The following is a 19,257-nucleotide window of genomic DNA, read 5'->3' as shown; positions in this document are numbered from 1 at the left end:
TTGCTTCTCCGGCATGCCTCCTCTGTGGCCTCGGAAAGGCCCGAGCGAGTCGTAACGTTACGATTTTTGTGCGAAAGGAAAGTTGTTACCCAGTCGCAATCAGCGCCTCTCCCTCCAGTCATCGCGCTTCGTACGTACTTCCCCGAGTGAGCTGCCCAGCGCGAGGTGCTTGACCCGCTTGATGTGCCTTTGCTTCCGCTAGAGGCAGTGAGTGGATCGAAACGTTACGAATCTCAATGGCGTCATTAAGAGTCAAGTTACGCAGGAATTCAAGCGAAACCTTTTCTTTCGGGAAATGACTCTCTGCGTCAGTCCAACAATAAGCACTCAGGGGCTCGATCTTCGTTTTGATCAGGGTGATCCGTACCTGAGCTGGGGCGGGGCTCTGGCTGCCTTGGAAGTCAGGCGGACCTGGGTGTGCCATCATCACGGGCACTCATGGCGAGCTCCCACCCCGCATTCCTGAAGCCCAGGCGATGGGCTGTCCTCTCCGCCTACACGCTCGTGGTCGGCGTCAGCCAGATGCTGTGGCTCAATTTCGCGCCGCTGCTCACCCTGATGCAGACCCGGTACGGCGTGAGCGAACTCATGGCCAGCATGCTCGTGCTGGTCTTCCCGCTCCTCTACGTCGTGTTCTCGATTCACTCGGGCACGATGACCGACACGCGGGGCTATCGCTTCACGGTCGGTGTCGGGGCGCTCGGCATGGCTCTGTTCTCATGCCTCCGCATCATTGACTCGAGCTTTGGGTTCCTGCTGGCGGGACAGGTGGGGATCGCCGTCGCGCAGCCCTACGTGGTCAACGGCATCTCCAAGTTGGTCGCGGACTGGTTCAGCGAGGAGCAAGGCGCCATCGCCACCGGGCTCGGGACCATGGGCATGTTCCTGGGCATGGCCGCGGGGATGGCGGCCACTCCCGCGCTGGTCGAAACGATGGGCCTGCGCCTGAGCATGGTCGTCTTCGCCGCCATCTCGGTGGTGGCGGCGATCGTGTTCGCGGTGCTCGTTCACCCCAACACCGGCGTGCCCGAGCAGGGCACGGCGGGTGAAGCCACTGGCCTGCGGCCGCTCCTTGGGAATCGCAAGCTGGTGAGGCTCTGCTGGCTCGCCTTCCTCGGCCTGGGCGTCTTCAACGGATTGACCACGTGGCTGGAGCAGATCCTCGCCCCGCGAGGCATTGATGCGGAGAAGGCCGGCATCATTGGAGGAGCGTTGATCGTCGGTGGCATCGTCGGCTCGGTGATCATCCCCGCGATGTCGGACCTGGCGAAGCGGCGCAAGCCGTTCCTCGTCGCCTGCTCGGCGGCTGCGCTCGCGACGATGTATCCGCTCTGCACCAGCAGCCACTATGGGCTGCTCCTGCTCCTGGCATGCCTGCATGGCTTCTGTTTCCTGCCGGCATTCGCGCTGCTGCTCGAGATGAGCGCGCAGGTCGCGGGAGCCCGAGCGGCTGGCGCGGCGACAAGCCTGTTGATGCTGGCGGGGAACGTGGGCGGTGTGGTGGTGATCGTGGCCATGCCTCTCGTCAAGGGAGAGGGGAGCGACTTCCGCCCGGCGGTGGTGCTGATGGTGGCGCTGCTCGCGCTCACGACGGTCCTGGCGATGCTGGCACCGGAGACGTTCTCGCAGGCCATTGCGGAGACTTCACCCTCTCCACTTACGCGAGGGTGAGCCGACTTGGCGGGCCTGGGTCATCTGGGCATTCACAACACCGTGAATGGCTCTGAAACCCCCTCATAGGGACTGATGGCCCCGGTCCATCCAGACTTCCAGTGGCCCTTGTGGCGGATGCGGTACGTCCCGGCCGAGGCGTTCTTCGTGTTCCAGGTGATGGTGATCTTCGAGTAGGAGATGCCGTTCCGTTCCCACCGGTACGTCGTCTCCGGGTCCCAATCCCACGCGATCGCGACCCATGCGCCGTTCACCTGCTTTTCGACCGTCAGGAACGAACCCTGCGTCTGGAGATCGTTGTTCGGGTGTCCTCCCCAGAACTGCACGGTCACCAGGCTCCCCCGCGCATAGCTCGCGGCAGGCGGGGCCATCACGCTCCCGAAGTTCTTGTCGAGCGGCTTGTCGTCCAGCACCACCTTCGGAGTCAGATCGACCGTCTGGTCCGTCACGTCCTCGGGTGTGGGGCCGGGCGCGACATCGGCGCCGCTGACGATGGCCCTGCTCAGCCGGGCGTATTCCTGCTGGAAGGCGGCCAGTTCGTTCGGGCCGAACTGCGTGCAGGCTCCCTCATACCACTGAAGGGCGTACTCCTCGCGGGTGGCCAGATAGGACGCGTATGAGTTGGAGAGACTGGCGATGACCGCCGTGTCGACTCCGACGCTCGCCAGCTCCGTCTTCACCGTGTCCTTCATGCGGCGACCCGACATGGTGGTCACCTCGGTGGGCACGGCGACGACGGCCAGATTCCCTATCTTCAACACCTGGAGGGGCATGATCTGCGGCGTCATCGTCGGACCGAAGAGATTGACGTGAGCCACACCGGTGGGGATCAGCACCGGCTTCTCCGCATGACACTGCGTGTATGCCGCATCGTGGGTCGCCGGCCAGGCGAAGGCGAAGGCGCCGCTCAGGAGTTGATAGAGCGCCGCCCTGCCGGAGTCCTCGCTCCACTGCACGCTGTCGACCGTGGTCCCGTTGGGAAAGAGCGGCGCGGGGCTCGGATTGTCATACGGGCTGCCCGCTGAGAAGGAGGCACCCATGCCGGCTGCGCAGGTCGTGGTTCCGGCTGAGGCGACGTAGAGCGTCCGCATGTCCACCCACTCGTGGCGGAAATCCACCGAGCCGGCCAGCTCCCGCGTGGCTCCGTTGTAGAGCTCCTTGGCCTTCGTGTACTGCTTGAGGACGGCGTTCTCCAGGCTGGGATTCTCCTCGAAGGTCAGAGCGGGAGGCGCCTGGCTGAACCCGATGTTCGGCGTCACGTCGCCGGCATTCCCCTGCGCGAAGGCAGCCACGAACGTCTTGGAGGCCAGGTAATTGGCCCCCTTGTCCTTCTCGAAGAGGTACGACGCCCAGCCCTTGTTGTCGCCGCTGATGAGCTTGTTCTCGGGGCCGATGCTGTCCGGGTGTACCGCGTACCAGTTCACCGTGCCGATCTCCTCGCCGTCGAGACCGACGAACTTCAGGAGCGTCATGGTCTGGTCCGTGTTGCTCTCATACCGGGCTCGCTCCGCCGCGGGGTTGTTGTTGTAGGCCTCCACCGCGCGGTTGCCGCCGCAACCTTCGATTCGCCCTTCGTTGACGAGGATCCTCCCGGGCTTCACGTTGTTATGGGCACGCAGGATGGACTGGTAGATGCCCTCCACGATGGCGTTGAAGTTCTGTTTCACGAACCCGTTGATGGTCGCGTCGTACAGGAAGTAGCCCGAAAAACCCCCAGGACCGCTGTGGGTATGCGTCGCCGACAGGAGGACGTTCTTCGCGCTGTAGTACCTCGAGAGTTCGGGATTGGCCGCGAGCTTCTCGCTCACTTTGACTTTGACCATCTGGAAGATCTGGCCCAGGTCGGCGCTGACAAAGACGACCCGCTTCGTCTCGTCGCCGATGACGAAGGCCCGTGACCGCAGCCGCATGTGGATGCCGGCGGTCTTCTGCTCCGGGACGGCAAATCCCATCATTCCGATCTCCGCAGCCGGACCGGTGATGTCGTAGATGCCGCTCCCGATGAGGAAGACACTGCCACCGGATTGGGCGGTGATGCCGCTGACCGCCTGGCCTTGATTGTAGGGGTTGTCGATCGTCCCTACCGACGACAGTCCTTCGTTCTGGGTGCCGTCCAGGCATCCAAAGGCACAGACGACGTAGCCCCAGAGCAGCAGGGAAAGCATCCGATGGATTCTGGCGATGAAGATGCGCACAACCATCCTCCCATGTGCAGCACCCTCGACTATATCGCGCGGCTCGGCCAGCGCGTGATGGGTTTCAGAGCACGGAGACATCGGGCGGGCCGTCGGCCACAGGGCCGCGGTAGCCCATGGTGACGAACTCGAGCACGTTGCCGAACGGGTCGGCGAAGTAGACCGATGCGTGGCCCGGCGGGCCGAGGCGGCGCGGACCATCCAGCTTCACGTTCGCCTGCTTCAGCCGGGCGATGCAGGTGTCGAGGTCCTGCGGGTTGACCTCCATCGCGAGGTGCGGGTGTGGGGCCGGTACCGGACGGCTGCGCCCCTTCTGGAGGAAGAGGTGCAATTCGACCGCGTTGCCGAACTTCACGGCGAGGTGCAGTGGGCTGTTGTTGGCGTCGGCCTCGTGGGCGCGATCGGGCCTGAAGCGCAGGAACGTCTCGCGATCGAACTTGCGGACCCGTTTCGCGCCGAGCAGCTCGACGTAGAAGCGCTCGGCAACCTCGAGATCGTGAACGGGGAGGGTGATGTGGGCAAAGCCTTCGACGGCAGGAGCGGTGTCGGTCATGCGCGAAAGGTGCCGTTGAACCGACGTGAATCCCAGTGATATCTCGTGATTCCAGATATGTCTGATGTGAATCTGGCGGCGATCGACCTGAACCTGCTGAACGTGGTGGCTACGGTGCTCGAGGTGCGGAGCGCCACCAAGGCGGCGGCGAAGCTGCACGTCACGCAGTCAGCCGTGAGCAACGCCATGAAGCGGGCCCGCGAACTCTTTGGAGATCCCCTCGTGATGCGCGAGGCGTACGGTCTGGCCCCGACAGCACGAGGGGCGGAACTGCTGCCATCGCTCCGAGCGTGGCTCGAGGAGGCTCGGCGGCTTGTTTCGAAGGCGCCGATGTTCGACCCGCGTACTTCCACTCGGACCTTCTCGGTGGCGTGCAGCGACGCGGTGGCCATCGCGTTGCTGCAGCCGGTGTTGAGGTTGCTCAAGCGGCGAGCACCGTTGACGCGGCTGAGGTTGTTGACGCTCGATCGGTTGCTTGCCGGGGATGGGCTCGCGAGGGGCGAAGTCGATCTGCTGATCGGCATTCCTCCAGTGCTGCCACCCGGCCACGAGGCCGAGCTGGTCTATCGGGACCCTCTCGAGTGCATCGTGCGCCGGGATCATCCCCAGGTGCGATCGAAGCTCACCCTGTCGCTCTATACATCGCTGCCGCATGTCGATCTCGCCCTCTTCGGGGCCACCGATGACCTGGTCGATCGGGCGCTGGCGCGTCACGGCAAGGCCCGAGAGGTGACGATCGCGCTGCCCCACTTTGCGAGTGTGCCCCTGGCGGTGCTGGAGACCGACTGTGTCGCGACGATCTCCAGCCGTATCGCACGAGCATTCGCGGCGAGGCTGCCGTTGAAGGTGCTGGAGCCTCCACTCGCGCTCGAACCCATCGAGGTTCGTCAGGTGTGGCATCGCCGCAGCGAGACCGATGCGGCGGTCACTTTCCTCCGCGCGCTGGTGCGCGAGGCGGCAGGTTGATGGAGCCGGGCCCTGCCGGTCACTGCTGGGACGAGGACATCGACCCAGATGGCACGAGCCTCCCCAGCGGGGACGTCGAAGGGAACGCCCGGCGCTTCTCCCCCACTGTCTCGTCCACGCCCGGTACCAGGTGTGAACCGGGCGTGAGGGCTGCACCAGATGGGCCTTCGCGGGCTGCTGTTCGCCTGGCCTGCGGCGCGCCTGTTGGACTCTAGAGAGCGGCGGGAATTGAACTGCGCAAGCGCATGCTCAGCGTGCTGTGCAGCGCAAGGCACAGCCAGGACCTTCTCGGGATGAGAGGCCGAGAGGTGCTCGACGGCCAGGGTGGGAGGCACGGCAGCTGCACTTGCCGGAGTGGTACCGCCTCTCTTCCTGGAGAAGACGACATGAAGGCGTTTCACCCCGGCCGTAGGCTCCATCGCCTGAGCAGGACCCCGCTTCTACTCGTGGCGGCGCTGCTCTTTGCGCCGCTTGCGTTGGCAAGCGGCTACACCACGAAAGGACTGCTCTTCCTCAGCGCGGGAGGACTGGTCAGCGGCACGATGCGGCCCGAGGGCTTCGTTCCAGCGTACGGCGTGGAAGCAAGCCTGCATGGCTACCCGCGCGAGGATGTTGGCATCGGCCTCTTCGGGCAGTGGCAGGAGGTGCAGGGTGAGTCGCCTCATTCCCGTTTCGCCGTGGGTCCTCAACTGTCCTACCGGATGGTGGGGATGGAGCTGGGGGCGACCTACGAGGGAGGCGATGCGCAGTACGCCAGGACTGTGGGCCTCCACCTCGCGCCATTCGTCAGCATCGGGGTGCTGACGGCGAGCCTGCGCCTGGATGTGCCTCTCTGGCATGAATCGCGCGACGTGCCCCACCGGGGGTACGACGTGGGAGGTGTCCTGGCGATCAAAATCCCATTGCCCCTCAAACGGTGAGCGGCCTTCGAGGTGCATGTCAATTGACATGTCCGCTGACATGTCAGCGCCGCGATGGCACCTCCGCAGGCTGCTAACTGCCCGTTCTTCTTGTGGGCCCACACACTGGCTGTACTGGTTCAGTCCTTGCTCTACCCCGTCAGTCCGCATCGCCGTCGGGGGCGTGTGGATTCCAAGCTGGACGAGAACCCTCGAAGCCCAGAGAGCGCAATGACTGACTTCTATCGAATGATCAAGGCAGCGGCCTTTCCACTCCTGATGGGTGGAACGCTCGCCGTGACGGGTTGTTCCTCGCTGTCAGGCAAACCCAATCCGAGTACCCCATCGGGAGAGGCCAGGCCCCCGCCGACATCGGAAGCCTCCGCGCAGGGTGATGCCGAGCTGGGGGCGAAGGTCGTGGCGGCGGCGCAAAAGAATCTGCCCACGTCGTTGCCGCGGCCAGTCTCCGTTCGGGACAGCGCCACGTTTGCCTGGCAGCAGTTCCTCGCGCTGAACAGGAAGGCGGCCCAGCCGAACGGGTTCAACATCCGGCGAGGGACTCCTGATCCGAGCATGGCGCTTGGCCAGTCGAATGATCTCCTGATCTGGCAGACCTATGCCCACAAGACGGAGCTCCGGCCCAATGGGCCACTCACCATTCCGTGGGACGCGTTGGGCGCGCCCACGTACCAGAAGGCGTACGCGGAGCCCCTGTACCCAGGAACTCCGAATGCCCGGCTGGATCTCTGGAACAACCTCGACGAGGACAGCGAGATCGGCTCCTGCCAGATCTTCGGCCAGTACTCGCTTCAGCCGCCGGCTCGGGCGCAGAAATCCTTGATCTTGTTCGAGGCAAAGGCGAACCGGGACGAGTACGAGTACGTCCGCCTGAACTATCCCGACCAGAACGTCGGCAACAAGGGAGCAGGGACCAATCCGGCCAACTGCGACGCCACGGCGCAAGATCATGGCAGCCTGTGCCGTGCCCAGCTCAGCGTGAAGGCACAGATCAAGCAGCCGGGACACAGCTACTTCCCCAACGGGGGCACCGAGACGTGCCGGTGCCCGCCGGGGCAAGCGATCTGCCTGCCCTGTGGCTCTGGCACGGACGAAGGAACCATCGAGATCAAGGCCGCATGGCGCAAGCTGCTGCCGGGCGAGAACGCCAGCAAGTATTACACCTCGACAGCCCTCTACTATCAAAACGAGTATGATCCTGCGTCGAAGACATACAAGTACAAGTACTACAACGACACGTTCGCGCTGATCGGCCTCCACATCATCCGGAAGCTGGCGAACTACCCGGACTTCGTCTTCACCTCTTTCGAGCACATCGGAGAGGCCTATGCGGATGACCAGTACGTCGTGACCGATACCGACGGCGCGGAGGTGTCAGCGGCGACTCGCGCGGTTCGGCAGCCCAGCTCTCCCAACACGGATCGCACCACCAACCACGCGATCCCAACAGACATCGCATCCGTGAACAGTCTCATGCGGGTGCAGTTGGTGCAGAGCGGTTCGGTCTGGCAGAACTACCAGCTCATCGGTGTGCAGGCTCAGGTGACCGACTGCGCGCTCAGCAAGTCTCCCCCGCCTCCGGGGACCCCTGGGACGCAGGCCGGGCTGGCCTGCATCCGCGCGCAGGACGACAACGTGAAGCAGTGCCTGGACATGGATCCCAACTACTATATGGCCAACCTGTTCGTCGAGACGGACGCGTTCCTCAACAACTTCAGCGGTCCGGGTTTTGGTGGCAACCCCTTCGGCGACTGCAAGAACGCCGTGTATCAGGGCAAGACGTACAACATGGGCGGCTGCAAGGGGTGCCACGCCGTCGCGCAGACCGCGTTCGGCACGGACTTCAGCTTCCTGCTCGACTTCACTGGCAAGCCGGGGGTTGAGCCGGACACGCTCAAGCCCGAGGCGGCGCGTCTCGTCGGCTTGAAGATCTACCCGAACGGTGACTTCATCTCAGGCTCCGCGCAGGCGTGTGTCGTGCACCCAGGTGATGAGAGGGCTGGGACGACTCCTCCGTATAGCTACATCAAGAAGGGGTGCTTCGACTTCTGCAAACAGAAGTGCGAGACGAACTCTACGGGGTGCATCGCCTATTTCGTCAATCCCGACGGGTGTGTGCTCTTCTCCAATAACTCGCCGGAGCTGACGCTGGGGCCCGAGGCTGAATACGTCTCCTTCCTGATGCCGGGGACGCTGCGTCCTCCCATGCGCAACGGTTCCAAGGCTGCCGAAGCGCCGGCTTTCCCCGCGGCGTACCTCAAGCGCTCCCTGCCCAAGCCCTGAGAAGAGCTTCTCCCTCGAGCGGGGGCAGGGCCGAAGCCGGAAGAGGCTGGAGGTGCTCTTCACGTTTCTTCATGCTCCCGCCACACAGTTTCATCCCGCTCCGGTAGGCCGTGAGCCATGATGCGCCGCGAGAATGGGTGGGGCAGCGCCCCATCGGGAGCGGCACGAATGGCTTCAGGGAAGGCAATCATCGGCGGTGTGCTGGGGCGGTTCCTGTTCCGAGAATCCCGCATCGAGAGCGTCCGCGACGTTTCCCCGCACTTCCGCTGGATGGAGCTGGTGGGTGAGGGACTTCGCGGCGTCTCCTGGAGCGCGGGCGACAAGGTCCAGGTGTACCTCCCTGGCGTGGGGATGCGGACATACACCCCGCTGGCCTGGGATGTGGCACGCGGGGCGACGCAGTTTCTCGTCTATCTCCACGGCAACAGCCCTGGCGCGGAGTGGGGCCGCGGCGTGCGCGCGGGAGACCGCTGCCAGTTCTTCGGGCCTCGCGGGTCGCTTCCGTTGGAGGCCCTCCGAGGCCCCGTGGTGCTCTTCGGGGACGAGACGTCCTTCGCGGTGGCGCATGCGCTGCGCAACCTGCGCGCTGGCGCGGGAGACATCGAGCAGGTGTTCGAGGTGTCCTCGCGCGAGGAGTCCGAGGCCGTGTTGAAGGAGTTCGGTCTCTCTGGGAGCCACGTGGTGGAGCGGGAACCCGGGGACACGCACCTGCCGGCGGTGGCGGAGCGGCTGCGGGCGGCGGTGGAGCGGCGGCCGGGAGCGCAGCTCGTCATGACGGGCAGGGCCCAGGCCATCCAGGCGCTGCGGGCCCAGCTCAAGGCTTCCGGGGTGGGCTCAGCGCAGAAGGTGAAGGCGTACTGGTCGCTGGGGAAGGCCGGGCTCGACTGAAGCGCCACGGCCGACGGTGAAGCGCCTTCTTGTCACTGCCGGTGAGCAGGATGGATTGGCGGGTTCTCATCAAACCAGACGGTCACCCTGGGTTCCCCCTATCACGGTGCGTTTCTGCCATGGGCTAGCATTCTCGCCATGCCCTCACACGTCAACTTGATGAGTCCGGCGTTTCGCTCCAACCCATACCCCGTCTATGCGGAACTGTTGGAGCGAAGCCCCGTATGCCAGGTCGAGCCCATGTCGCTGTGGGCGATCACCCGCTATGAGGACTGCCTCACCGCGCTGAAGGACACACAGCGGTTCTCCTCGGAAGTCTATGGAGCGACGATCCCCAGCTTCTTGTCGGATGTCCCCATGGGCCATGCCATCCTTGGCAAGTCGATGGTCTCCATGGATCCGCCGGCCCACACCAAGCTGCGCAGTCTGGTGAGCCGCGCCTTCGGTGGCCCCTCCATGAGCCGGATCGAAGCACGTATTCGCAGCCTCTCCGAGGAGCTGGCCACGAACGTGGCACGCAAGGGTGAGGTGGAGTTCATCTCCGAGTTCGCCCTGCCGCTGCCTGCCTTCGTCATCGGCGACCTGTTGGGCCTGGATCGCTCGCTTCATACCCACTTCAAGCGGTGGATGGATGATGTGATCTCCGCCATGTCGGGCGTCCACACGCCCGAGACGGTGGGAGGCATCCGCGAGAGCTTCCGGGAGATGGAGCGCTACATGAGTGAGGTGCTCGAGGCGCGCCGGCGCGAACCGCGGGACGACATGGTCTCGGAGCTGATCCGGGCCGAGGTGGATGGCAAGGCCCTGAACGACCAGGAATTGCTGGCCTTCTGTGGGCTGCTGCTGCTGGCGGGCCTGGAGACGACGGTGCACCTGCTGGGCAACACGATGATTACCCTCTCCTCGCGGCCCGAGGTCTTCCAGCGCGTGCGAGCCCAACCCGCACGCATCCCCCAGCTCATCGAAGAGGTGCTGCGCTTCGAGCCCTCCGTCCACGGCGTCTTCCGGCGAGCCCAGACGGATATCGCCTTGTCGGGCGCCACCATTCCCAAGGGGGCAATGGTGTATTTGATGCTGGCGGCAGCGGGCAGGGATCCCCACCAGTTCCCCGAACCCGACCGCTTCGACATCGATCGCGAGAAGTCCGGCGGATTGACTTTTGGCTATGGCGTTCACTTCTGCCTGGGAGCCGCGCTCGCACGCATGGAGGCGCGGCTGGGGTTGGAAGCGCTCTTCTCGAAGGTGAGCGGCCTGCGCACACTCGACGCCACCCAGGTGGAGTGGAACCACGCGCTCCATGTCCGCGGCCCTGTGCAGCTACCCCTGGCTTTTACCCGCGAGACTTGAGTAGTCCTAAGTCCTCGTGTAGCTTGATTTATTAGGTTCTGAGTCAAATCCTGCTTTACAGGAATACTCATGATTGCTAGAAGGGACCCGCCTCGCAGTAATCCCCCGGAGAGGTCCCTCGTATGACTCGAAACCTGGTTGCAGCACTGGCAACACTGACACTCGTAGGTTGTGGCAGCACAGAGTCCACCGTCACTTCGACGCAGGAGCTCGACGCCGCGGAGAGCGTTGGCTCTGTGACGCGCGCCCAGCAGGCGCTGCGCAGCTCGCAGTCGCCGGGTGAGGAGCTGGTAGCTCGCGGCGTCATGCTCGATGACACGGGCGCGGAGCACGTCCGCTTCGACAAGCGCTTCCAGGGCCTGCGCGTGATTGGCGGCGACGTGGTGGTGCACCACGACGAGTTCGGCCAGCTGCGCGACATTTCCGCTTCCAACCAGCTGCCCCTGCGCGGGCTGTCGGTGAAGCCCACCATCGACGCGGCGGGCGCCACGGTGCTCGCGGAGAAGGTGTTCGATGGCGAGCGCGTGGGCCCGGCCTCCGCGGAGCTCGTCATCTCCCTGCGCGGCGAGAAGCCGGCGCTGGCGCACGAGGTGGTGCTCGAGGGTGTCCGCAAGGACGGCACCCCCAGCGAGCTGCACGTGCTGGTGGATGCGCAGACGGGCGCGGTCCTCGAGAGCTGGGACATGGTGCACACCGCCACCGCCACGGGCACGGGCAACTCGCTCTACCTGGGCGCGGTGTCCATCACCACCAACTCCGTCACCAGCGGTTACGAGATGCGTGACACCACGCGCGGCACCGGCTTCTACACGCTCAACCTGAACAACGGCACCAGCGGCGGCAGCATCTTCACCGACGCGGACAACACGTGGGGCACCGGCGCCAGCTCGAACGCCCAGTCGGCCGCGGTGGACGCGCACTACGGCATCCAGAAGACGTACGACTACTACAAGAACGTGCACGGCCGGAACGGCATCAACGGCTCGGGCGGCTCCGGCTACAACCGGGTGCACTACAGCAGCAAGTACAACAATGCCTTCTGGTCCGACAGCTGCTTCTGCATGACGTACGGCGATGGCGATGGGACGACGTTCACCCCGCTGACCTCCATCGACGTGGCGGGCCACGAGATGACCCACGGCGTCACCAGCCGCACCGCGGGCCTGGTGTACTCGGGTGAGTCCGGCGGCCTGAACGAGGCCACCAGCGACATCTTCGGCTCCATGGTGGAGTACTACGCGGCCAACAGCAGCGACGCGGGCGACTACCTCATCGGCGAGAAGATCTACACGCCGAGCACGGCCGGGGACGCGCTGCGCTACATGTACAACCCCTCGAAGGACGGCAAGTCGGCCAACTGCTGGTCGAGCAGCGTGGGCTCGCTGGACGTGCACTACTCCAGCGGCGTGGCCAACCACTTCTTCTACCTGCTGGCGGAGGGCTCCAACGGCAGCCCTGCGAGCCCGACGTGCAATGGCTCGACGGTGACGGGCATCGGCCGGTCCGCGGCGGAGAAGATCTGGTACCGCGCGCTGACGGTGTACATGACGTCGTCCACCAAGTACGCGGCCGCGCGTACGGCGACGCTGAACGCCGCGAAGGATCTCTACGGCACGGGCAGCACCCAGTACAACGCGGTGGCGGCGGCGTGGTCCGCGGTCAGCGTGAACTGACGCAAGTTTGAATCTCAGCTTCAGGCAGGGGACCCCACCCTGGTTTTTTCCTGAAGCCTAGCGGGCCGGCTCTTACCCCCTGGGAGCCGGCCCGTGGTCTTTGCGGGCTCAGGCCTTCTCGTTGCGCGGGGCCTCGCGGAACACCGCGAGTGAGCGGCCGGTGAGCTCGAACTGGTTCGAGGGAACGGGCTCCGAGCCTCGCGAGTCATCCGCCGTGTAGAACTCGAGCACCCACTGCCGGCCCGGGGGCGGCTGGGGCGCGATGAAGCGCATGGGCTCGTGGTGCGCGTTGAGCAGCACCAGCAAGGCGTCGCCGATGATGCGCTGGCCCCGCTCGTCCGGCGTGGGGATGGCATCCCCACCCAACAGGAACGCCAGCGAGCGGGTGAAGGGCTTCTGCCAGTCCTCCGGGCTCATCTCCGTGCCGTCCGGCCGGTACCACGTCAGATCCTTGAAGTGCGAGTCCCAGATGTGGTCGCCCTGGAAGAAGCGGCGGCGCTGCAGCACCGGCATCCGGTGACGGAACTGGATGAGCCGCGAGGTGAACTCGCACAGTGCCTTGCGCCGCTCGTCCAGGTTCCAGTCCACCCACGAGAGCTCGGTGTCCTGGCAGTAGGCGTTGTTGTTGCCGCCCTGGGTGCGCCCCATCTCGTCGCCCGCCACCAGCATGGGCACACCCTGGGACAGGAAGAGCGAGGCCAGCAGGTTGCGCTTCTGGCGCTCGCGCAGGGAGGTGACGTTCGGGTCGGCCGTCTCGCCCTCCACGCCGCAGTTCCATGCCTGGTTGTCGTCCGCGCCGTCGCGGTTGTACTCGCCGTTGGCCTCGTTGTGCTTATGGCTGTACGTCACCAGGTCGTGCAGCGTGAAGCCGTCATGCGCGGTGACGAAGTTGATGCTGGCCTGGGGCCGGCGCCGCGCCGACTGGAACATGTCCGAGGAGCCCGCCAGCCGGTGGCCCACCTCTCCCGCCAGGTTCTCGTCGCCCTTCCAATAGCGGCGCAAGGCGTCGCGGTACTTGCCATTCCACTCGCGCCACGGCGCCGGGAACTGCCCCACCTGGTAGCCGCCCAGCCCCACGTCCCATGGCTCGGCGATGAGCTTCACCTTCTGAAGCACCGGATCCTGGTTGATGATCTGGAACATGGGCGCGTTCGGGCTGAACTCGCCCCCGCCGAGTCGACCCAGGGTGGTGGCCAGATCGAAGCGGAACCCATCCACGTGCATCTCCGTCACCCAGTAGCGCAGCGAGTCGGAGATGAGGCGCGCGGCTTGGGGCTGCGAGGCGTTCAGGCTGTTGCCGCACCCGGTGAAGTCCAGGTAGTAGCGCGAGTCCGGCATCAGCCAGTAGTACGCCGCGTTGTCGATGCCCTTGAAAGACAGCGTGGGCCCCAGGTGGTTGCCCTCGTTGGTGTGGTTGTAGACGACGTCGAGGATGACTTCGATGCCGGCCGCGTGCAGGGCCTTCACCATCGACTTGAACTCGGCCACCTGCGAGCCCGGTGTGCGGCGGCTGGCATAGCGCTGTTCGGGAGCGAAGTAGTTGAGGGTGCTGTAGCCCCAGTAGTTGGACAGGCCCTTGTCGTTGAGGAACGCGTCGTCCGCGGCCTCGTGTACTGGCAGCAGCTCCACCGCCGTGACGCCCAGCTTGAGCAGGTGCTCGATGACGGCCGGGTGGGACAGGCCCGCGTAGGTGCCGCGCTGGTGCTCGGGCACGGCGGGGTGGCGCATGGTGAGCCCACGCACGTGCGCCTCGTAGATGACCGTCTTGCGCCAGGGGACGTCCGGGCGCCGATCATTGCCCCAGTCGAAGAAGTCGCTCACCACCACGCCCTTGGGCATGCCGGCGGCACTGTCCTGCTCGTCGCGCGCCAGGTCCTGATCCTTGTGGCCCAGCGTGTAGCCGAAGACGGGCTGCTTCCAGTCCACCTCGCCGAAGAGCGCCTTGGCGTAGGGGTCGACCAGCAGCTTGTGCGGGTTGCAGCGGTGGCCGTGCGCGGGATCATACGGGCCATGCACGCGCAGGCCGTAGAGCGTTCCCGGTTCCAGGCCGGACACGTAACCGTGCCAGACGAACTCCGTTACCTCGGGCAGATCGAAGCGTTCTATCTCCCGCGCGGGGTTGTGAGGGTCGAAGATGCAGACCTCGACCCGCGTCGCCACCTGGGAGTAGACCGCGAAGTTGACTCCGGTGCCGTCGTACGTTGCCCCGCGGGGATAAGGCTTCCCCGGCCACACTTCGATTGCCATCGCCCTGCCGTCCCTCTGTCTGTCGGATGTCCGGTGAATCTGGGAGCGCGTGGCACGGTGTTCAAGGTGTGTTCAGTCGCTTCCAAACAGATGTGCGTGGGAAGGCAAGGGGTCTGACCACCACTGAACGAGAAGGTGCCTGTTGGCGGGTGGCTCTGCCAGCAGGCAGACAGGCGGAGTCAGCCTTCCATCCCCCTTGGTGCCCAGGTGTCCACGGCTCAACTTCTCTGCGCATCCAGAGATGGAGGAGCCGAGCCCATGCGAAAGGTCATCCTGGCGGCCGCACTCGCGGTCACTTTCACCGTGCCCCTGAGGAGCCACGCCCAGCAGGGTGGGGGAGGAGCGGGCGCTGGCGGCGCGACCGTGGGAGCGGGCGGAGCCGATACCACGCAGGGCGGAGGGGAGGCGACGGCCAACCCGCAGGGTGCCGGGACGATCGGAGGTGGGGCGCAGGGAGGACCGCCGACGACGGGCTCCTTCTCGGTGCAACCTCAGAGCCAGGGCACGCTGGGCGGTGCGGATCAGACAGGGGCCGGCGTGGGAGGTACGGGAGGCGTGGGCCAGGGCTCGATGGGAGCGGACTCGGGGACGACTCTCTATGGACCGCCTGAGCAGGCATCCGGCACGGGAGGCGCGGGCGGCGCAGGGACTGATGTCAGCGGTGGGGGCACTGCTGGCGGCACCGGCGCGGGTGGCACCGCCTCTCCAGGCGCGGTGAACCCCAGGCCGCAGACGACGGTGGGCGCTGCCTCGGATGATCCCCAGGTGGAACTCTCGAAGCTGAGAGCCGAGGTGGATCGTCTTCGCTCGGAACTCGATAACGTCAAGGATCGCCGCAATCAGGGAAGCTCGGGCACGGGCGGCTCCGGTGCGTCCGCGGACGCGCAGCCCCAGCCGCTGGCCAGCGCCGTCTTCGAGGGCCGCGTGCGCAACGTCTCCAAGAAGTCCATCGAGGTCATCGATCGTGAGACCGGAGAGTCCTACGTCCTGCACGTGAACCAGGCCACCCGCGCTCGCAGCGGTGGGCAGCGCATCCCCGTGGCGCGCATCCGAGAGGGCAGCGAGGTCCGCGCCTCGTTCGACCTCGTCTCCGGAGACACCTACGCGACGCGGATCGACGTGCTTCGCAAGGGCCGTCGCTGATCCGAGTAGCGCGCCCGTTTTCCATCGACCGCGGGGAAGGGAGCCCATGGGGGACTCACCGACAGCGGTCTTCGACGAAGGGAGAGCAGCACATGAAGCGCATGATTCAGGGACTCCTCCTCGCGGGTTCGCTGATGGTGGGAGGTTCCGCGCTGGCCCAGGCCAACACGCAGGGGCAGGCGTCCAAGGACACCAGCGCCACCCCAGGGAAGAGCGCGGCCAAGGGCGGCATGGTGGAGCACCTGGGTTTCAAGGTGCCCGCGGATGAGAAGGCCATGCTCGAGCGCATTCACCACGCGAACCAGCAGGAGATTCAGCTAGGCAAGCTGGCGCAGCAGAACGCCCAGAGCCAGGACGTGAAGTCCTATGGCGACATGCTGGTGAAGGACCACACCTCGGCCGATCAGCAGGTCATGGCCTATGCGCAGAAGAAGGGCCTCAAGCTGGGCGAGCCCAAGCCGCTGGATGATGTGGAGCGTCGGTCCATGGCCGCTGGGAAGGCCAATATGGAGAAGCTCCAGGTGCTCAAGGGCGTGCCGTTCGACGCGTGTTTCCTGGCGAGCATGGTGGGAGACCATGACGCGGTGCTCGGAGAGCTGATGGCGGGACAGCAGAGCGCCACCGACGCCGGGCTGACCCCGTTGCTCCAGCAGCTCGCCACCTCCGTCACCCAGCACCGTCAGCAAGCGTACTCGCTGCTCGGCCGCAACGGCCCGGGTGCGACCTCGGGTGTGGGCGGCTCGGGTGACGTCGGCTCGGACGTACACCACGACATGGGTTCGGGCACAGGCGGCGCGGGTGACACGAACAAGGGCACCAAGAGCCCCGGCGACAAGAACACGCTCGACCCGGGCAGCGGCCAGAAGAAGTATTAGCCGCTGGTTCACTTCGCGGTGAGAGGTAGGGGGCCGTGGCGGAGCGATCGCCGCGGCTCCTTTTCTTTTCATGCCGCGACGGCGCGATCCAGGGAGCGCCAGATGCCCAGCGCCCAGTCCTGTTCCTCCGGATCATCGAAGCTCACCACGCACAGCGCGCGCTGCTTGCCGGACCGGCACAGCGCGGTGAGGCGGCACTCGCCCGGCTCCAGGTGCAGTGACGCGCGGCCACTCACCCGGGCTCCATGATGCTCCAGCTCCAGCGCGCGGCGCTCGGGGCTCGCGGGAGCGATGTCATCCGCATTCCCCAGAGGCACGAAGCGCACGCTGCGCCGGTGGTCCCTCGCCACCCAGCTCCCATCACTCAGGTGCTCCTCGGCGAGCGAGCCCGGGATGCGGATCTCCCAGCCCGCGGGCAGCGATACCTGCACCGAGCCCCGGCGGTAGCCGATCCGTGGCCCCTCGGGCGCGAGCGCCGCGCGGTGGCTGATCTCCTCGGCCAGAGTCCCGCCCATGCCCAGGTAGCCGAGCACCTCCTGCCACTCGCGCCACGGGTAGTTCAGCGCAGGGTCCTCGCGCCAGGCCTGCTCCAGGAGTTTCGTCACGTTGCGGAAGAGGCGGCGTTCCTCCTCGAGCAGCGGTGGGCGCCACACCACCTCTGTCCAGAGCCGGCTGAGTGCGCGGCCGAGGCGTGAGGCCGCGCCGAGCCCTGGCTCCCACCAGGAGAACACATCCTTGCCGCGCTGGGGATCCTCGCGCACGGCCTGCAGCCAGCTCTCGTCCCGGGGACCGAGCGGCGTGAGCAGGGCACCCGGGTGCTCGAAGATGTGGCCGAAGTGCAGGGACAGCGCGAAACCGAAATACCCCCGGCTTCGCATGTCCAGCACCTGCGCGGCCGAGGTGCGGAGGATGTCCAGCATCTGCTCCGCCACGGGACCGGCATCGCCCGTGTGGAAGTAGCCCGTCGGGTCACCCACGTCCTCATCGGAGGCTCGCTCCGCCCAGGTGATGTGGAGATCCTTCCCGAGCTGCTTCAGCAGGTCGCAAAGGTAGAGGTGATAGCCCGGCCCCACAGCGAAGGTCTCCGCCGAGACCACCACCCGGGCCTGCCCGGCGGCCAGCACGGAGACCTCTCCCGCAGCGGGGTGCAGACGCAGCAACAGGAGCGGTGCCCCCTGAGGACCTGCGGTGATCCGAGAGCTCTCCAGCAACTCTCCGGCGGCGCCCTGGAACCACTTCTCCACGCGATCGAGCCAGGGCGTTGGCTCCTCGGGAGGGGAGAGGAGGGATTCGCCTCCCTGGTATCGACCTGCCAGCAGCAGCTTGACGCTCATCACTCCTCGAGTGGTGGAGACCGCGGTTTGTTCTGGGCCAACAGAATGGGCGCGGGAACTTATGTCATCTGGCGCCTGATGGGCTGCCTTGCATGCAAGGGGTGGTGCTCCCTCTCGGAGAGGGTGTCCAGCCGGGCGAGGGCTCTCCAACTTTGACTCTCGAGAGCATCACTTCGGGAGGCCGTGCCATGAGCAAGAAGGACGTGTTGCACATTCCCACGCCAGAGACGCCGCACCCGGGCCGCACTGCCCAGACCGAGGACGAAGAGCGCGCTCCGAGTACGCCGCCCCTGCGGCCTTCGGAGGGCCCTGGGAGGACGCCGGGCCGGGGCAGCGAGCCGCGCATCATCGAGCCGCAACCGACTTCCACTCCGTATCCCGGCGTCGGAGTGAGCTGAGCGGTCACCACTTGGTGATGGTGTAGATGTCCGCTCCAAGTCCTACCTTTTGAAAGACAACGCCCGCGCGAGTGCGCGGGCGTCGGGAATGCTCAGCTCCGAGTCAGAGGCCGGCTAGCGAGCCCCTTCAGGGATCTGGCTCTGGCTGTCGCTCCCCAGGCCGTCGGGCCGCACGTCCTGCGGGGAGTCCGGGATGCGGAGATCATCGACGTTGCCGCCATCGTTCAGGTTGTCGTCGATGGCGTCATTGTTGTCGAGGCCGGAGCCACCGGTGCCGGACTCGGGCGGGAGGGCGGTGTTGTCATGGACGCCCTGCTCGGACTCGCCCTGGCGCACGGTGTCGTCCTGCTTGGTGCGGAGGGGATCATCCTCCGGCATATAGAGGTTGTCGTCCGACGGCTTGGTGGTGCTGATGTCGGCGTCACCGGAGCCGCCGGTGCCAGGGTTCGTCCCGGTGTTGGAGGTGTCCGTCCCGGTGCCCGTGTTGGTGCCGGAGGTGTCCGTGCCCGTGGCGGGAGTCTGCGTGGTGTCGGTGGTGCCCGTGCGCTCCGCGGAGCTGTCCGACTTGCAGCCCACGAACGTGAGCGCGCCCGCGAGCAGACCTGCGACCAGGAACTTCTTTCGATTGAGCTTCATGGTGTTTGTCCTTTCGGTTTCAGGTGCCTTCGTGTCTCTGCGCGGGAACCTGAGCAGCAGGAGCCGTGCTTGCATGGGCCGCCCGCCAGGCCGCACGCTCTTCGGGCGACACCCGCGCGTCCGACGGCCCT

General features: G+C 65.8%; 15 protein-coding genes. 10 read left to right on the top strand and 5 right to left on the bottom strand.

From position 1 onward, the window contains the following. The first annotated feature begins 438 nt into the window (after positions 1-438). On the top strand, positions 439-1,671 hold the full coding sequence (locus tag KY501_RS34395; RefSeq protein ID WP_224367930.1) for an MFS transporter: 1,233 nt from the start codon (positions 439-441) through the stop codon (positions 1,669-1,671). Between the two features lie 32 nt (positions 1,672-1,703). Here KY501_RS34395 and KY501_RS34390 read toward each other — a convergent pair whose 3' ends face one another. Then, positions 1,704-3,836: a neutral/alkaline ceramidase gene (locus KY501_RS34390; RefSeq protein WP_224367929.1), complete on the bottom strand. Its 2,133-nt coding sequence runs from the start codon at positions 3,834-3,836 to the stop codon at positions 1,704-1,706. Between the two features lie 94 nt (positions 3,837-3,930). Continuing rightward, positions 3,931-4,419, bottom strand: a complete 489-nt coding sequence (locus KY501_RS34385) for a VOC family protein (RefSeq protein WP_224367928.1) — start codon at positions 4,417-4,419, stop codon at positions 3,931-3,933. A 57-nt stretch (positions 4,420-4,476) separates the two neighbouring features. On the opposite strand from KY501_RS34385, the gene KY501_RS34380 reads away from it, so the two are divergent. The 6 genes from KY501_RS34380 to KY501_RS34355 all read left to right on the top strand — a co-directional run bounded on the left by KY501_RS34380 (position 4,477) and on the right by KY501_RS34355 (position 12,493). After that, complete coding sequence (locus tag KY501_RS34380; protein WP_224367927.1) at positions 4,477-5,385, top strand: LysR family transcriptional regulator; 909 nt, start codon at positions 4,477-4,479, stop codon at positions 5,383-5,385. A 386-nt stretch (positions 5,386-5,771) separates the two neighbouring features. Beyond that, positions 5,772-6,305: a hypothetical protein gene (locus KY501_RS34375; protein WP_224367926.1), complete on the top strand. Its 534-nt coding sequence runs from the start codon at positions 5,772-5,774 to the stop codon at positions 6,303-6,305. A gap of 210 nt (positions 6,306-6,515) precedes the next feature. Further along, a complete protein-coding gene (locus KY501_RS34370) occupies positions 6,516-8,585 on the top strand; it encodes a hypothetical protein (RefSeq protein WP_224367925.1) in 2,070 nt (689 codons plus the stop codon). Between the two features lie 168 nt (positions 8,586-8,753). Continuing rightward, complete coding sequence (locus KY501_RS34365; RefSeq protein WP_224367924.1) at positions 8,754-9,473, top strand: siderophore-interacting protein; 720 nt, start codon at positions 8,754-8,756, stop codon at positions 9,471-9,473. Between the two features lie 240 nt (positions 9,474-9,713). After that, complete coding sequence (locus KY501_RS34360) at positions 9,714-10,820, top strand: cytochrome P450 (RefSeq protein ID WP_224367923.1); 1,107 nt, start codon at positions 9,714-9,716, stop codon at positions 10,818-10,820. 122 nt (positions 10,821-10,942) lie between these two features. Continuing rightward, positions 10,943-12,493: a M4 family metallopeptidase gene (locus KY501_RS34355; protein WP_224367922.1), complete on the top strand. Its 1,551-nt coding sequence runs from the start codon at positions 10,943-10,945 to the stop codon at positions 12,491-12,493. A gap of 108 nt (positions 12,494-12,601) precedes the next feature. On the opposite strand, the gene glgX is transcribed toward KY501_RS34355, so the two are convergent. Next, positions 12,602-14,740: a glycogen debranching protein GlgX gene (gene glgX / locus KY501_RS34350; RefSeq protein WP_224367921.1), complete on the bottom strand. Its 2,139-nt coding sequence runs from the start codon at positions 14,738-14,740 to the stop codon at positions 12,602-12,604. Positions 14,741-14,998: 258 nt separating this feature from the next. Between glgX and KY501_RS34345 the strand changes: the two genes are divergently transcribed. Continuing rightward, complete coding sequence (locus KY501_RS34345; RefSeq protein ID WP_224368167.1) at positions 14,999-15,883, top strand: hypothetical protein; 885 nt, start codon at positions 14,999-15,001, stop codon at positions 15,881-15,883. Positions 15,884-15,975: 92 nt separating this feature from the next. Then, positions 15,976-16,758, top strand: coding sequence for a DUF4142 domain-containing protein (locus KY501_RS34340; RefSeq protein WP_224367920.1), 783 nt, complete (start codon positions 15,976-15,978; stop codon positions 16,756-16,758). Positions 16,759-16,826: 68 nt separating this feature from the next. Here the strand turns inward: KY501_RS34340 and KY501_RS34335 are convergent, their stop codons facing one another. Continuing rightward, positions 16,827-18,092, bottom strand: coding sequence for a hypothetical protein (locus tag KY501_RS34335; RefSeq protein ID WP_224367919.1), 1,266 nt, complete (start codon positions 18,090-18,092; stop codon positions 16,827-16,829). Between the two features lie 188 nt (positions 18,093-18,280). Here KY501_RS34335 and KY501_RS34330 point away from each other — a divergent pair, with 188 nt between their 5' ends. Next, complete coding sequence (locus KY501_RS34330; protein ID WP_224367918.1) at positions 18,281-18,490, top strand: hypothetical protein; 210 nt, start codon at positions 18,281-18,283, stop codon at positions 18,488-18,490. Between the two features lie 114 nt (positions 18,491-18,604). On the opposite strand, the gene KY501_RS34325 is transcribed toward KY501_RS34330, so the two are convergent. Further along, positions 18,605-19,126, bottom strand: coding sequence for a hypothetical protein (locus KY501_RS34325; protein ID WP_224367917.1), 522 nt, complete (start codon positions 19,124-19,126; stop codon positions 18,605-18,607). Positions 19,127-19,257 lie beyond the last annotated feature (131 nt).

This window comes from Hyalangium versicolor (assembly GCF_020103695.1).
GTDB classification, from domain to species: Bacteria; Myxococcota; Myxococcia; order Myxococcales; family Myxococcaceae; genus Hyalangium; species Hyalangium versicolor.
Note: the sequence above shows the minus strand (reverse complement) of the source record. Positions and strands in the feature narration are given on the sequence as shown.

Bases quoted from the DNA above. Each gene is read 5' to 3' on its own strand.
- KY501_RS34395 (WP_224367930.1), top strand. From the start codon at position 439: ATGGCGAGCTCCCACCCCGCATTCCTGAAGCCCAGGCGATGGGCTGTC.
- KY501_RS34370 (WP_224367925.1), top strand. From the start codon at position 6,516: ATGACTGACTTCTATCGAATGATCAAGGCAGCGGCCTTTCCACTCCTG.
- KY501_RS34355 (WP_224367922.1), top strand. From the start codon at position 10,943: ATGACTCGAAACCTGGTTGCAGCACTGGCAACACTGACACTCGTAGGT.
- KY501_RS34375 (WP_224367926.1), top strand. From the start codon at position 5,772: ATGAAGGCGTTTCACCCCGGCCGTAGGCTCCATCGCCTGAGCAGGACC.
- KY501_RS34325 (WP_224367917.1), bottom strand. From the start codon at position 19,126: ATGAAGCTCAATCGAAAGAAGTTCCTGGTCGCAGGTCTGCTCGCGGGC.
- KY501_RS34335 (WP_224367919.1), bottom strand. From the start codon at position 18,092: ATGAGCGTCAAGCTGCTGCTGGCAGGTCGATACCAGGGAGGCGAATCC.
- KY501_RS34380 (WP_224367927.1), top strand. From the start codon at position 4,477: ATGTCTGATGTGAATCTGGCGGCGATCGACCTGAACCTGCTGAACGTG.
- KY501_RS34330 (WP_224367918.1), top strand. From the start codon at position 18,281: ATGAGCAAGAAGGACGTGTTGCACATTCCCACGCCAGAGACGCCGCAC.
- KY501_RS34385 (WP_224367928.1), bottom strand. From the start codon at position 4,419: ATGACCGACACCGCTCCTGCCGTCGAAGGCTTTGCCCACATCACCCTC.
- glgX (WP_224367921.1), bottom strand. From the start codon at position 14,740: ATGGCAATCGAAGTGTGGCCGGGGAAGCCTTATCCCCGCGGGGCAACG.
- KY501_RS34365 (WP_224367924.1), top strand. From the start codon at position 8,754: ATGGCTTCAGGGAAGGCAATCATCGGCGGTGTGCTGGGGCGGTTCCTG.
- KY501_RS34345 (WP_224368167.1), top strand. From the start codon at position 14,999: ATGCGAAAGGTCATCCTGGCGGCCGCACTCGCGGTCACTTTCACCGTG.
- KY501_RS34390 (WP_224367929.1), bottom strand. From the start codon at position 3,836: ATGCTTTCCCTGCTGCTCTGGGGCTACGTCGTCTGTGCCTTTGGATGC.
- KY501_RS34340 (WP_224367920.1), top strand. From the start codon at position 15,976: ATGAAGCGCATGATTCAGGGACTCCTCCTCGCGGGTTCGCTGATGGTG.
- KY501_RS34360 (WP_224367923.1), top strand. From the start codon at position 9,714: ATGTCGCTGTGGGCGATCACCCGCTATGAGGACTGCCTCACCGCGCTG.